This is a genomic window from Ruegeria sp. HKCCD4884 (assembly GCF_013110855.1).
Lineage (GTDB): Bacteria > Pseudomonadota > Alphaproteobacteria > Rhodobacterales > Rhodobacteraceae > Ruegeria.
In genome coordinates this window covers 1-12,365 of the sequence record NZ_WVRJ01000011.1, presented here as the reverse complement: position 1 = coordinate 12,365, position 12,365 = coordinate 1, and the positions used below count along the sequence as shown (strand labels likewise).

General features: G+C 58.2%; 14 protein-coding genes. 7 read left to right on the top strand and 7 right to left on the bottom strand.

What is annotated here, in order from left to right:
- The first annotated feature begins 100 nt into the window (after positions 1–100).
- Both mutL and GS636_RS15895 read left to right on the top strand, forming a co-directional pair.
- Positions 101–1,963 (top strand): DNA mismatch repair endonuclease MutL, encoded by a 1,863-nt coding sequence (gene mutL / locus GS636_RS15900; protein WP_171670585.1) that lies wholly within the window; start codon positions 101–103, stop codon positions 1,961–1,963.
- A gap of 57 nt (positions 1,964–2,020) precedes the next feature.
- The gene (locus tag GS636_RS15895; protein WP_171670583.1) at positions 2,021–3,250 is read left to right on the top strand and encodes a DNA recombination protein RmuC; all 1,230 of its coding nucleotides are present in this window, start codon (positions 2,021–2,023) and stop codon (positions 3,248–3,250) included.
- A gap of 3 nt (positions 3,251–3,253) precedes the next feature.
- Here GS636_RS15895 and GS636_RS15890 read toward each other — a convergent pair whose 3' ends face one another.
- From GS636_RS15890 to GS636_RS15880, 3 genes are read right to left on the bottom strand one after another with little or no spacing between them, the layout of a single operon-like run.
- Entirely contained in the window at positions 3,254–3,658 is a 405-nt protein-coding gene (locus tag GS636_RS15890) for a hypothetical protein (RefSeq protein ID WP_171670580.1), read from the bottom strand.
- A gap of 45 nt (positions 3,659–3,703) precedes the next feature.
- Entirely contained in the window at positions 3,704–4,354 is a 651-nt protein-coding gene (locus GS636_RS15885) for a ChrR family anti-sigma-E factor (RefSeq protein WP_171093316.1), read from the bottom strand.
- Between the two features lie 10 nt (positions 4,355–4,364).
- Positions 4,365–5,021: a sigma-70 family RNA polymerase sigma factor gene (locus tag GS636_RS15880; RefSeq protein WP_171670578.1), complete on the bottom strand. Its 657-nt coding sequence runs from the start codon at positions 5,019–5,021 to the stop codon at positions 4,365–4,367.
- Between the two features lie 146 nt (positions 5,022–5,167).
- Here GS636_RS15880 and GS636_RS15875 point away from each other — a divergent pair, with 146 nt between their 5' ends.
- The 4 genes from GS636_RS15875 to GS636_RS15860 all read left to right on the top strand — a co-directional run bounded on the left by GS636_RS15875 (position 5,168) and on the right by GS636_RS15860 (position 7,072).
- On the top strand, positions 5,168–5,941 hold the full coding sequence (locus tag GS636_RS15875; protein ID WP_171670575.1) for a DUF1365 domain-containing protein: 774 nt from the start codon (positions 5,168–5,170) through the stop codon (positions 5,939–5,941).
- A gap of 85 nt (positions 5,942–6,026) precedes the next feature.
- The gene (locus GS636_RS15870; protein ID WP_171093320.1) at positions 6,027–6,344 is read left to right on the top strand and encodes a DUF3775 domain-containing protein; all 318 of its coding nucleotides are present in this window, start codon (positions 6,027–6,029) and stop codon (positions 6,342–6,344) included.
- A 239-nt stretch (positions 6,345–6,583) separates the two neighbouring features.
- Positions 6,584–6,811 carry a DUF1127 domain-containing protein gene (locus tag GS636_RS15865; protein ID WP_171093323.1) on the top strand — a complete coding sequence of 76 codons (228 nt, stop codon included), beginning with the start codon at positions 6,584–6,586 and terminating at the stop codon, positions 6,809–6,811.
- Between the two features lie 57 nt (positions 6,812–6,868).
- On the top strand, positions 6,869–7,072 hold the full coding sequence (locus GS636_RS15860) for a DUF1127 domain-containing protein (protein ID WP_171093325.1): 204 nt from the start codon (positions 6,869–6,871) through the stop codon (positions 7,070–7,072).
- Positions 7,073–7,156: 84 nt separating this feature from the next.
- Here GS636_RS15860 and GS636_RS15855 read toward each other — a convergent pair whose 3' ends face one another.
- The 4 genes from GS636_RS15855 to GS636_RS15840 are packed head-to-tail and all read right to left on the bottom strand — an operon-like array spanning position 7,157 to position 10,656.
- A complete protein-coding gene (locus GS636_RS15855) occupies positions 7,157–8,299 on the bottom strand; it encodes a saccharopine dehydrogenase family protein (protein ID WP_171093327.1) in 1,143 nt (380 codons plus the stop codon).
- Positions 8,300–8,302: 3 nt separating this feature from the next.
- Positions 8,303–9,358 (bottom strand): saccharopine dehydrogenase, encoded by a 1,056-nt coding sequence (locus tag GS636_RS15850; protein WP_171184264.1) that lies wholly within the window; start codon positions 9,356–9,358, stop codon positions 8,303–8,305.
- Positions 9,359–9,372: 14 nt separating this feature from the next.
- On the bottom strand, positions 9,373–9,987 hold the full coding sequence (locus GS636_RS15845) for a glutathione S-transferase family protein (protein ID WP_171670572.1): 615 nt from the start codon (positions 9,985–9,987) through the stop codon (positions 9,373–9,375).
- A gap of 18 nt (positions 9,988–10,005) precedes the next feature.
- The gene (locus GS636_RS15840; RefSeq protein WP_171670570.1) at positions 10,006–10,656 is read right to left on the bottom strand and encodes a histidine phosphatase family protein; all 651 of its coding nucleotides are present in this window, start codon (positions 10,654–10,656) and stop codon (positions 10,006–10,008) included.
- A 135-nt stretch (positions 10,657–10,791) separates the two neighbouring features.
- On the opposite strand from GS636_RS15840, the gene GS636_RS15835 reads away from it, so the two are divergent.
- Positions 10,792–11,979 (top strand): Zn-dependent hydrolase, encoded by a 1,188-nt coding sequence (locus GS636_RS15835; protein WP_171670568.1) that lies wholly within the window; start codon positions 10,792–10,794, stop codon positions 11,977–11,979.
- Positions 11,980–12,365: the final 386 nt, after the last annotated feature.

Genomic DNA, 12,365 nt, shown 5'->3' with positions numbered 1-12,365 from the left:
GCGCTAAGCCGTTCACGGCCATCCGGACACCCCCTCTCTGATCAAAAGACCTGCGTAAACCAGTGGCAGAATCGTGCGAGCCTGTGCTAGGTCTAGGGGTATGGCGCAGGCAAACCCCAATATCAGCGAAAATCGCCCGGTGATCCGGCAATTGGATGACGCTGCAATCAACAGGATTGCAGCCGGTGAGGTGGTGGAACGTCCGGCCTCTGCCGTGAAGGAACTGGTCGAGAACGCAATCGACGCAGGGGCCACGCGGATCGCCATCGATATTGCGGATGGGGGCAAGACCCTGATCCGCGTCACGGATGACGGCTGTGGTATTTCGGCGGATGATCTGCCGCTGGCGTTGTCCCGCCATGCCACGTCAAAGATTGATGGGTCGGACCTGCTGAACATCCATACCTTTGGGTTTCGCGGAGAGGCGCTGCCTTCTTTGGGTGCGGTCGGGCGTCTGACCATCTCTAGCCGCGTACCGGGTGCCGAGGCGGCGCAGATCCACGTTGCGGGCGGCAAGATGGGCGCGGTCAAACCCGCCGCCCTGCGCGCGGGCACAGTCGTCGAACTGCGCGATCTGTTCTTTGCCACGCCCGCCCGTCTGAAGTTCATGCGCACCGACCGGGCCGAGACGCAAGCCATCACCGATACGGTGAAACGGCTGGCCATGGCCGAGCCATCCGTAACCTTCACGCTGCGCGATGTGTCCGGTGGCGGTGAAGGTCGTGTGACCTTCCGCGCAGATAGCGAGAACGGAGATCTCTTCGATGCGCTCCACGGCCGTCTGGCCCGCGTGATCGGGCGTGAGTTTGCTGAGAATGCGCTGCAAATCGACGCCACGCGCGAAGGCATCCGGCTTTATGGCTATGCTGCCTTGCCGACCTATTCGCGCGGTGCTGCGGTGGCGCAGTATCTTTTTGTTAATGGCCGCCCTGTGCGTGACAAGATGCTGACCGGTGCCTTAAGAGCCGCCTATTTCGATTTCCTCAGCCGGGATCGCCATCCGGCGGCGGCTTTGTTCATCGACTGTGACCCGACGCTGGTGGATGTGAACGTTCATCCCGCCAAATCCGAGGTGCGGTTCCGCGACCCCGGCGTTGCGCGCGGTCTGATTGTGTCCAGCCTGCGCCATGCTCTGGCCGAGGCCGGGCATCGGGCGTCCTCGACCGTGGCCAATGCGACCTTGGGGGCGATGCGGCCCGAACCTGCGCAATCTGCCCCGGCGCGGGTGTATCAGATGGATCGACCTTTGCCAGCAGCGCGGCAGGCGGCGTATCGGGCGCAATCTCCGGGCTTCGCTGAACTGGCTCAGGATTACAGCGGCAGCATTGTCGAGCCCACCCCGGTTTCGCCGATTGCCGAGACAGAAGAACCTCAACCGCAGGACCTGCCATTGGGGGCTGTGCGGGGGCAGGTGCACGAGAATTACATTATCGCGCAAACCGCCGACGGTATGGTGATCGTGGATCAGCACGCTGCACATGAACGGCTGGTTTATGAAAAGCTGAAAACGCAGATGGCGGAAAACGGCGTTGCGGCGCAGGCGCTTCTGATCCCGGAAATCGTGGAGCTGTCTGAAGGCGATTGTGCGCGTCTGATGGCTGTTGCTGATAACTTGACGCGCTTTGGTCTGACCATTGAACCCTTCGGTGGCGGGGCCATCGCTGTGCGTGAAACTCCTGCCATTTTGGGCGAGGTCGATGCCCGCGCGATGATCCTGGATATCCTTGATGAGTTGGCCGATCAGGGTGAAAGCCAGATGGTGCAGGCAAAGATCGAGGCGATCCTCAGCCGAGTGGCCTGCCACGGCTCTGTCCGCTCTGGTCGCCGTATGCGCGCCGAAGAGATGAACGCTTTGCTGCGCGAGATGGAGGCGACGCCGCATTCCGGTCAGTGCAACCACGGTCGCCCGACCTATGTGGAGCTGAAACTCAGCGATATCGAAAGGTTGTTCGGACGCAGTTGATCCGTCGTTCGGAACCAATTAAGAAGATAGAAACAAAACGAGAACATAAAGACTGATATGATCCAGATTGCAGGCACCCAGATCCCAGTAGATGACCCGGTCTTTTTTACCGGTGGCGGGGTTGTCCTGCTGATCCTTTTGCTTTTGTTCCTGTCGCTGCGGGCGGCCAATCGCTCGGCCCGGATGGCGGAACCTCTGGCGCGGCAGATGGCGCATCTGGGACAGCATGTGCAGCAACTGGGGCAGGGGCAGGAACAATTGCGCGGCGGTCTTCAGCATGTCTCGGACACGCAAGCCAATGCGCAAGTGCAGGTGATCCAAACAGTCGAGGCGCGCCTGTCCTCGGTTCAGCAGCAGATGAATGACCGGCTGGCGGACAACGCGATGAAGTCTGCACGCGCGCTGGCCGAAATGCAGGAGCGGATGAAAGAATCGCTGCATGGGTCATCGAAACAGACCGCGACATCCCTGACCCAATTGCAGGAACGTCTGGCCGCGATCGACAAAGCGCAGGACAATATCACCAAACTGTCTGGTGACGTTCTCAGCCTGCAGGATATCCTGTCGAACAAGCAGACGCGCGGGGCGTTTGGCGAAATCCAGCTGACGGACATTGTCTCAAAGGCACTTCCAAGGGACAGTTTCCAGTTGCAGGCTACCCTGTCGAATGGGCGTCGTGCGGACTGCCTGATCCATCTGCCGAACCCGCCCGGCCCTATCGTGATCGACAGCAAATTCCCGCTGGAGGCGTATGAAGCGCTGATCGGCGCGACCAATGACGCTGAGCTGAAAGCGGCGTTGCAGATGTTCCGCAGTACTGTGCGTAAGCACATCAACGACATTGCCGAGAAATACATACTGGATGGTGAAACCGCTGACGGTGCGCTGATGTTCCTGCCGTCCGAGGCAGTTTATGCCGAGCTTCACGCAAAGTTCCCTGAGCTGGTTCAGGAAAGTTTCAGCAAGCGCGTTTGGATCGTTTCGCCGACCACCTGCATGGCGACGCTAAACACAATGCGCGCGATCCTGAAAGATGCCCGGATGCGCGAACAGGCAGGTGCGATCCGCAAAGAATTGGGATTGCTGCACAAGGATGTGGAGCGTCTGGGTGATCGTGTGATCAATCTTGATCGTCATTTTGGTCAGGCGGCCAAGGATATCTCTGAAATCAAGATCAGCGCCGAAAAAGCCGGCCGACGGGCGCAGCGTCTGGACAATTTCGATTTTGAAGAAATCGCACCTGATGCCGCGTCAGACGTTGTGCCTTTGGCGCGTCACGAAGGTTGAGCCTTACTGGATCGACAGGTCCAGGTTGTACCCGACGGTTTTGCCGGTATCTCGGTCATTGCCCATCAGATAGACACGGATCGTATAGTCTCCGTCCTCGGGCAGATTGATTCGGGCTGTATTGCCGTCAATCGACCCATTGTAGATCGCGACCCCGTCACTGCCCGGGGGAAGAATGTTGAAATAAACCACGCCGTTTCCATCGGTGTCACTGACCTGAAGGTCGGCAAACATCTCCTGACCGGCTTTTGCACCCAACACATAGTCGAAGTATTCGTCGCCAGTGACAGCCCCGTTGACCATGGTGCCATAACTGCCGGACTGAAATTGCACCTCTGCGGTCATCTGGGCAAACGCCGCAGGCGCGAAACAAAGCAGAAGGGCCGACAAAAGAAGTTTTCCTGTCATATCTGTTTCCTTTCAAGCTTCGCTTTGGCCGGAACCCACCAGCAGTCAGATGCGCAGGAAGGGCTGGAATAAGCGCGGCATAAGCTTGTTGAATTTCAACGGTGCATCTGTGACTGCAAGACAAATGCAGTCTTCCGAGATATCCGCGACAGGTGTGTGTTCCAAATCCTCGTCAGCGATTTCAACGTCGCCGCGGGCAAAGTGATCCACCTCGTCCGAAAACGCGCCCTGCAGAACCATAGTCAGTTCCATGCCCTGATGACCGTGATCCGGGACCGCAGCACCGGCTGGGATGAACAACAACCGTGCCGTGGCCTCTTTGGTGGTCGGCAGAATGGCCTGCTTCACACCCATTCCAATGGATTTCCAGCGGATGTCAGCGACTGTGCCGCCCACATAGTCCTGCAAGGGGGTTGGCAGAACGGCGCAGCCCGGTCGCGCGGGCTTGGGGGTCGGGGCACCCTGCGCAATTAAGGCCATAGTCGCCGCGAGGGAGGCATCAGACATGGCGACCGAGCCTGCCTGATCATCCAGAACCTGCCCGCCAACGGCGTCAAAGCTCTCGGCCCGTGCGCGGCAATGGTCACACAGGGAAAGATGGGTTGCGACCATCAGATCGAACGCCTCGGGCAGAGTTCCTGCGGCATACGCCATCAGCAGGTCATCTGTCAGGTGATGTTTAATCGACTTGCTCATCTTACTCATCTCAGTTCATCGCGTGGCGCAAGCGGTCCAGCGCCAGCCTAATACGTGATTTGATCGTTCCCAGGGGCAACCCGGTCTGAGACGCAATTTCGCGGTGACTCAGGTCGCCGAAATACGCCTTCTCGATCAGCTCTCTCTGCGCCTCAGGCAACGCCAAAATGGCGGTGCGCAGCTGCGCGGTTTCCTGTTGCAGCGCGATTACGTCGTCCTGGTCAGGCTCGGCCTCGGGTCCCCATCCCAGTTCCTCGGGTTCGGGGCGGCGTTGCTTGCGCAGAACGTCGATGCGCTTGTTCCGAGCAATCGTGAAAACCCACGTGGCTACGGTGGCCCGTGTTGGATCGAACAGATGGGCCTTGTGCCACAAGGTCGCCATCACCTCTTGTGCGCATTCTTCGGCCATGGTGGCATCAGACCCTGATTTCATCAGGAACGCCTTGATGCGTGGCGCGAAGTGTTGGAACAGCTCGGCAAAGGCCGACTGGTCCTGCGCATCCCGGATGCGTTTGACGTGTTCCACCCACTCGGTTCTGGTGTCGCAACTGGCTTTCGTTCCGTTCACCTGTCTACCCTTGATGCGTTTCTTCCCGCGCCAAGGTTGAGGGGCGGCTGTGTCAGCCGCAGGTTCGTCCAAGGTCGCAGTATTGATCTCGGTAAACATAACCACATTACGGGCCGCGCCCCAAGCCGGATCACTTTATCGGGACATTATGATCCAACTCGCGCTATTTTCCGTAACACTACTATACAAATATGGCGGAAAACGATGCTGTTTTAAGCGGTTATGGGCAGGTCTGAAAACACACGATGGCAAAAGAAATAGATCATATCGCGGGCCACACCTATCACGGGCGCAAGGGCGGGATAGAAAACGCGTTTCGGTATTCGGTCGATTACATCCTGTTCGACCCCGAGGCCAAGTTGACAACGCCCCTGTTGTTTTCGCGTGACCGCGCAAACCTCGCCAATTGGCGTATGCGCGATCATGGCGGCGCACCCAGTCAGGGCGAAGGTGCCGCGTGGGTGCGTACCCGCTTTGACGAGATGGCCGTGCCGCAACCGGCGCGGATCATGTTGCTGACCCAGCCACGGGTTCTGGGGCATGTCTTCAACCCTGTCAGCTTCTGGTTCTGCTTTGGCGGCAACGACCAACTTTATGCGGTGGTGGCCGAGGTGACGAATACCTTTGGGACACGTCACAGCTATCTGTGCCACAAGCCTGACTTTGCGGTCATCGAACCATCGGATCGGGTGGTGGCGGACAAGCTGATGCATGTTTCGCCATTCCAGAAGATCGAAGGAAGCTATACATTTCGGTTTGATTTCCGCCCTGACAGGGTTGGTGTTTGGATCGACTATACTCGACCCGACGGAGGGTTGATCGCCACCTTGACCGGCCCCCGCCAGCCGCTGACCAATCGGGTGATCCTGTGGTCGTTGCTGCGGCGTCCGTTTGGGGCCCGGCGGACCTTTGCGCTGATTGTTTGGCAGGCGTTCAAACTGTGGCTGAAAAAGGCAACCTTCCGCCCGTTCCGCTCCCAACCTGTCCCCGATCAGCCAATGTCGCGCGTGCGGGACTGACCCGCAGTTTGCGTAAGATCAAAGACTCAGGCCCCTGTCGATGATTGTGATGGTTTGACAACCGCGAACAACAGGAGCTGAGGACATGTTGGAAATTTCGGCAAGGAAAGTTGCCCAGGTGGCCATGATGGGCCGCGAACTGAACCGGGCCGAGGGCGAGCTGCGGGCGTTCATTGATCGCATGGGCGAAGACGAGCAGGCCGAACTGGTCGCTATCATGTGGATCGGTCGCGAAAGCTTTTTCGCCGAAGATTTGGCTGAAGCCATCGCCACCGCCAAGTCCGAAGCCTCGACTCCCTGCGCCGACTACCTGATTGGAACCCCGCATCTTTCTGATCACCTGGAGAACGGATTAGATGCTTTGGGCATTTCGGCCGAGGATGTTGAGAACGACCTGATGTAGTTCGTTTTCCAAGCCAAATACGAGGATGGCGGTTTCGCCGCCATCTGGGCTTTATCTATGATTGAGATACACTTTTCTGGCGTAAATTGCAGACACGCCTCGGCATAACACATCCGACGCGTGCTTTCTCCGGCCCAGACTTAAACAAACCTTAATGATGCGCTTTGATAACGTTAAGGCAGCGTCCCCAAATTTGATGTCACCAAGACAACGCAAATCAAGTTTAGGAGGACAAAGACATGGTACATACCCAAGCAGTAAACACCCAGAACGGCCTTCTTGATGGTCTGTTTTCGAAGTACGCCGACAAAAAAGTCGAGCACTTCCGTCGCCGCATTCTTGCAAAAACTGTGCGTGATCTTGAGGCGCTGGATGATCAACAACTTGCCGATATCGGTGTTCAGCGGGACCAGATCAATCGATGCGCTTATGAGAGTGTTTACCACAACAAACCCTACCGCCAGTGATGGTGCGTTTGCCCTGAATTAACACATCCCCAGGTCTATGTTTGTGAGGTTATCCGTATGTTTGACGTTATCCCGCCCACCAATCAGCCGGCACCGGCTGCCAGTGCATTGCTGTTGTTCGACCGTGCCATGCGTATCCGATCGATCAGCTCCGACATTGTTCGTGCGGCACAGCATCTCAATGCGCTGACGGATCATCAGTTGTCCGAGCTTGGCATCAATCGAAGCGACATCGAAGACACGATTGAGCGGTACATCTGAAGGCCCGAAAGGGAATGCAAGTCATGCCTAGCCAAGAACTATGAAAGCCATTCCAGCAAAACTGGGATGGCTTTCACCTTTCAATCAGGCCAAGTGATCGACGATCTGCAAATGTTGTGCCAGCGTGTCGATCTCTCCCATCCAACCCTGTACAAGCTTCGGATCGCTGGGCGCGGCGTGAACGCCCGCCGGGATCGCGCGATTCAGAACCGCTTCGACGGCCAGAGACACCGGGATCGACACGAGGCGCGCCATCGCGGTGCCGCGTGCATCCCCCCAGGCATCCATGACATAGGTCTTGTTCCAGACCTCAATGCCGTCTTTTTCCGCCTTCAGACCAACGCACAGCACAACGCGGTCTGGTTCGCCCTCATCATAGGCGTTTTCGTCCCAGAACTGGTCCGACATCTCTTTCAGGCGGGCGTCGCCTTCGGGCCCGGAAAGAGTTTCGATCTCGGTGAACACGTCCGACCATGCTTCGGCCCAGCCGTTCAGACGCAGAGTGCCGCGGACGAATTCCTTGACCGGCCAGTGATCCTCGAAATGGTACTGCGCCATGAACGGGATCGAGTCGCGGTTCGGGTAAACCTCGAAGCTTTCCGGTGTGGGCAGCGGAGCGATATAGCTGCTGATGGCGTCCCACGGGCGGGCAACATCCAGCGGGGCATAGTCGCGGATTGACTTCGAGGGCGAGCGCAGCGCTTTCAGAACACCCAGAGGTGACCAGCTGAACTTGTAGCGGAACGGGTTGGGCGTTTTCGGGATCCCGCCGCAATACGAGATAAAGCTCAGGTGGTTTTCAGGATCGAACGCATCTGAAGCGCGATAGTCGTCGACCAACGCATGTGCCATCAGGTGATCGATGCCCGGATCCAGTCCAACCTCGTTGACCAGCGCGACACCAGCCTCACGTGCCTTGTCGTCCAGCGCACGCATCTCGGGCGCGATGTAAGAAGATGAGACGAAGTTGGCCTGTTTCGAGATCGCCAGCTCTGCCAGCGGAACATGCCAGTCGCCCGGCAGCATCGAGACGATCACGTCGCCCTTGCCCAGCACCTCTCCCAGGGCGTCGATGTCGAAGGCCCGGATGTCGTCGGTCAGGTCTCCGACCTCAGCCTTGGCTTTTTCGATGGTTCGGTTCCAGACGGTGACCTTGTGCCCGCCTTCGATCAGGCGGCGCAGGCCGGGAATGGCCGACAGGCCGGTGCCACACCAGTGAATCGTCATCGTTCAGATCCCTTCAATATGCGTTTTGTAGGTTGCTTCTGCCCGACCCCAGACGCCGCTGTCCAGATCGGTCAGAGTCAACAAGGACGGCAGCAGTTGCGCGGCATAGTCTTCCGAGCTTTCGACCGGCAGCATGGACGGCAGATTGTCGATGGCCATCACGTCCATCACCGGATCATTCGCCACGCGAAGGGCAGGCGCGTCCCATGTAGTTGCGCGGTCGTAGACCGGCACCGGGTTGTAATCGCTGTCCGGGTCGCAGGCGACGTCGCCTATGGCGGTCAGCTTTCGCGGTTCGGTCAGCGCCTCACGCGGAACAAAAACCGGCGTGCCGGGACGCGCGAAAATGCAATTCAGAAACAGATCGTGGTCCAGAATCTCAGGGAACGGCCCGCCGCTGGCGGTCTCGGCCATGTCCCATTTGGTAACGGCAACACCCATGGCTTCGCACAGATCGGCAGCGCCGGTGCCAACGCGGCCCAAGGCGCCGATGACAATGGCGGTTGGTCGTTCGGCCCCTGTGGCGTCCAGTTCTGCCAGCAAATCGGCATTCAGCGCGTCCTTACCGGCATAAATCCCAACAGGAGGGCATTGCTCGCCCCGTTGCTGCGCAGCCCAGGTTTTCAGCGTGACTGCCGCACCGGCATACCCGGCCCAATAGCCAAAGGCCGCAACCCGGCGACCATCTTCATCCACCAGATATTCCAGATCATACAGCGTGCCGCCCCCGGCCTTGAACCGTTCCAGCAAAGCGCGGCCGGAATGCTGGCCCTTGTAGGCATGTCCGAACATGATGTGGCGGTGGGGCAGGGGCGTGCCATCTTCGGGCAACTCTTTGAGGCCGAAAATGATCGCGTCCGCCGGGGCGTCGGGCCACGTGTTTTCAGGTGCGATCTCGCAGCCTGCGTCCTTGTAGCCGTCGATTGGAATGGCGCGGACATGGCTTTCCTCGACCGTCACGCGGATGCCAGCCGCGATCAGCGCTGCGGCCCCTTCGGGGGTCAGCCCAACCCGTTCCTCGTTCGGGCGCTGTTCTGCCCGGACCCAGAGATGTGTCATCGTAATTCCTTTTGTCAGAGCATTCCGGCGGCACGGACCGCCTGAACCGAAGGCCGCGCCTCCATCGCCTCGCGGAAGGCAAGAATTTTGGGAAAGGCCGAGACATCGACGCCATCGCCTTCCAGCCAGCTGCAAACCACATAAAGATAGGCATCTGCCAGCGAGAATGCGTCACCCAGAACAAACGGCCCACGCAGGCCGTTTGAACAGATGTATTCACAGGATGCTGTCATGGTCTGTGGGACTTTATCCTTCATGTCTTTCCAGCTGGGCTTCTTGTCCGCCCATCGCGCTCCGCGCATCTTGTGCGCGTGGTTCACATGCATGGTCGACGCAAGATAGAACATCACTTCACGCATGCGCGCGGCCATGACTGGATCAGCAGGGACTAAACCTGCCGACGGCGCTTGGGCAGCGATAAATTCCAGCAACGCTCCGGTTTCGGTCAGGATGCCACCGTCAACCACTAGCGCCGGAACCCGACCTTTGGGGTTGATCTGACGGTAAGCCGGTTTGGTCTGCTCGCCCCCGGCGAAATCCAGTTGGATCGCCTCATACTCCAACCCTGCCTCTTCCAGAGCAATCGCAACAGCGACCGAGATTGTGTGAGGGGCAAAATAAAGCTGCATGGGGTATCTCCGATCTGACTACAGGTGGGTCTGCGCGAATTGCCGGTCGGGTGCCTCAAGATGCGGGACAGCATTGAACAGAACCGGACTCAGCTGGGTGCCAATCGGGTGCAGACGATGCATCGACGTGTTCATGATGGCAAGGGCTACCCGCGCCATCGATGGAATATCCAACCCCATCGCCTGCCGCACCACCATCGAGATCAGCCCGCCCGAGGTGACAACAATGGCGGGTCCGCCTTCGGTTCCGATTTCACTCAGCGCATCCCGAACACGCGTTTCGAACGCTTCGAAGGTTTCGGGTGCGTTCTCGATGTCGCCATTGGCCCAGGCGGCAAAGGTCTTGGGCAGATGTTCGACAAACCCCTCGCGATCCGTTGGGATTGCAATGCCGTGTTGTTCTTCGAGCAATTGCGCCAGTGTGAAATACTCGATCTCATTCAATCGTGCATCACGGATCGGGTCAGTCAGCCCCATGCTTTGGGCGGTTTCTGCATGGCGAGTCAGAGTGCCGCAATAAACGCGGGTATAGTGGCTGCGCGTGTCGCGCAGATGTGCGCCCAGCCAACGGGCTTGCTGATGCCCCAAGTCGCTGAGCCTGTCGTAACTTACTTCGTCGCGCGCTGCGGTATTGGCCTGCCCGTGCCGCACCAATGTGATATGTGACATGTTGGTCCCTCTTGCGCAGACGTCTTAGGGCAGGTTCCACCCCGGGACCAGAGGGGTTTCACCTGCCAAAGAAAAAATCCTCGCCGCGGTTTCATTTGTGGCTATGGTCTGCCCACGGAAAATTCGGAGGGTGTCATGCCAGTCAATCACGAACGGTTCTTGGCGGATTTGCACAAGCTGCGTGAATTTGGGGCGTCGGGTGTCGGCAAGGGCGTGATCCGGCCGGCCTATTCACAAGCGGACATCGACGCGCGCAATTGGCTTGCTGAGCGTATGGTGGACGCCGGGCTGACACCACATTTCGACCCGGTCGGAAATCTGTTCGGGTTGGCCGAAGGTTCCTCGTTGCTGATGGGATCGCATTCCGACAGCCAGCCCGAGGGCGGTTGGCTGGACGGCGCGCTGGGCGTTATCGCCGCGCTGGAAATCGCGCGTTCCAGCGACCGGCCTATCTCGGTTGTCAGCTTTCAGGACGAAGAAGGCCGGTTTGGTGTAACCACAGGCTCGGCCGTTTGGTCGGGCGGCCTGCCGTTGGATCAGGCAGATGGTTTGAAAGATGGCGCGGGCGTCAGTTTTGGTGCCGCGCGGTCTTCGATGTCCGAATTGTCTGGTGCTTTTGTGGACTCGTCCCGGTTCAACGGCTTTATCGAGATGCATATCGAACAAGGCCCGTCCCTGGACGCGGCAGGCGAGCAGATTGGCGTCGTCACCGATATTGTCGGCATCCGTGATATGTCGATCACTTTTGAGGGTCAGCAGAACCATGCAGGCACAACACCGATGCACCTGCGCCGCGACGCGTTTCAGGCACTGTCCCTGTTCAACACCCGTCTCAATGAACGCTTCCGCAATGTGGTAACGCCACAGACTGTCTGGACCATCGGGCGTGTCGATGTGCATCCCAATGCCTCGTCTATCGTTCCGGGTCGGGTTCGGTTCTCGATGCAATGGCGCGATGGCGACGCGGATCGGCTGGTTCGGATGGAAGAGATCATTCGCGCAACAGCTCAGGAAGTCGCTGAAGAACAAGGGATGGCATTGGATTATGGCCCGATGCTGGGGCTCGAGCCTGTTGCCATGGACCAGACATTGCGGGAGGCGCTTGAAAGTGGTGCGCAGCAAGTGGCGCCGGAGGAATGGCGCAAGATGCCGTCGGGCGCATTGCACGACGCGACGAACGTGTCCCGCCTGATGCCTGTTGCCATGCTGTTTGTGCCTTCGATCAACGGAATCAGCCATGATTTCGCTGAAGATACCGCAGAACGTGATCTGCTTGCTGGTCTCAATGTGTTGGATGTCGCCGTACAGGCGCTTGGTGGGTGACGATGTAAGGTGAAGTAAAAGTAGTTATTTATCAATATTTTAAATTCCTACCAAATAGAGCCGCGCCGGAGAATGAGCGACATCAGGTGTCGAGGCGGAACCGATCAGATAAGGAGTGTTGCCTAAGGGAAAAAAGTTTCCTATAGGAACATTAATGTGCATACGCCTGTATGCAGACGTGTCGCAAAGGCAGTGTTTAAGGCGCAAGCTGACTGGAATCGTTGCAATCTTTTCAGCTTGGGGCAGACTGACGAGGCGGCACTCTAAACGCTAGATACGGAAAGTACCCGCCATGACCGATATTAGACGCACCCCGCTATACCCCTTACACGTTGAGTTGGGTGGTAAGATGGTTGATTTTGCGGGTTGGGAGATGCCTGTCCAGT

Bases quoted from the DNA above. Each gene is read 5' to 3' on its own strand.
- mutL (WP_171670585.1), top strand. From the start codon at position 101: ATGGCGCAGGCAAACCCCAATATCAGCGAAAATCGCCCGGTGATCCGG.
- GS636_RS15895 (WP_171670583.1), top strand. From the start codon at position 2,021: ATGATCCAGATTGCAGGCACCCAGATCCCAGTAGATGACCCGGTCTTT.
- GS636_RS15890 (WP_171670580.1), bottom strand. From the start codon at position 3,658: ATGACAGGAAAACTTCTTTTGTCGGCCCTTCTGCTTTGTTTCGCGCCT.
- GS636_RS15885 (WP_171093316.1), bottom strand. From the start codon at position 4,354: ATGAGCAAGTCGATTAAACATCACCTGACAGATGACCTGCTGATGGCG.
- GS636_RS15880 (WP_171670578.1), bottom strand. From the start codon at position 5,021: ATGTTTACCGAGATCAATACTGCGACCTTGGACGAACCTGCGGCTGAC.
- GS636_RS15875 (WP_171670575.1), top strand. From the start codon at position 5,168: ATGGCAAAAGAAATAGATCATATCGCGGGCCACACCTATCACGGGCGC.
- GS636_RS15870 (WP_171093320.1), top strand. From the start codon at position 6,027: ATGTTGGAAATTTCGGCAAGGAAAGTTGCCCAGGTGGCCATGATGGGC.
- GS636_RS15865 (WP_171093323.1), top strand. From the start codon at position 6,584: ATGGTACATACCCAAGCAGTAAACACCCAGAACGGCCTTCTTGATGGT.
- GS636_RS15860 (WP_171093325.1), top strand. From the start codon at position 6,869: ATGTTTGACGTTATCCCGCCCACCAATCAGCCGGCACCGGCTGCCAGT.
- GS636_RS15855 (WP_171093327.1), bottom strand. From the start codon at position 8,299: ATGACGATTCACTGGTGTGGCACCGGCCTGTCGGCCATTCCCGGCCTG.
- GS636_RS15850 (WP_171184264.1), bottom strand. From the start codon at position 9,358: ATGACACATCTCTGGGTCCGGGCAGAACAGCGCCCGAACGAGGAACGG.
- GS636_RS15845 (WP_171670572.1), bottom strand. From the start codon at position 9,987: ATGCAGCTTTATTTTGCCCCTCACACAATCTCGGTCGCTGTTGCGATT.
- GS636_RS15840 (WP_171670570.1), bottom strand. From the start codon at position 10,656: ATGTCACATATCACATTGGTGCGGCACGGGCAGGCCAATACCGCAGCG.
- GS636_RS15835 (WP_171670568.1), top strand. From the start codon at position 10,792: ATGCCAGTCAATCACGAACGGTTCTTGGCGGATTTGCACAAGCTGCGT.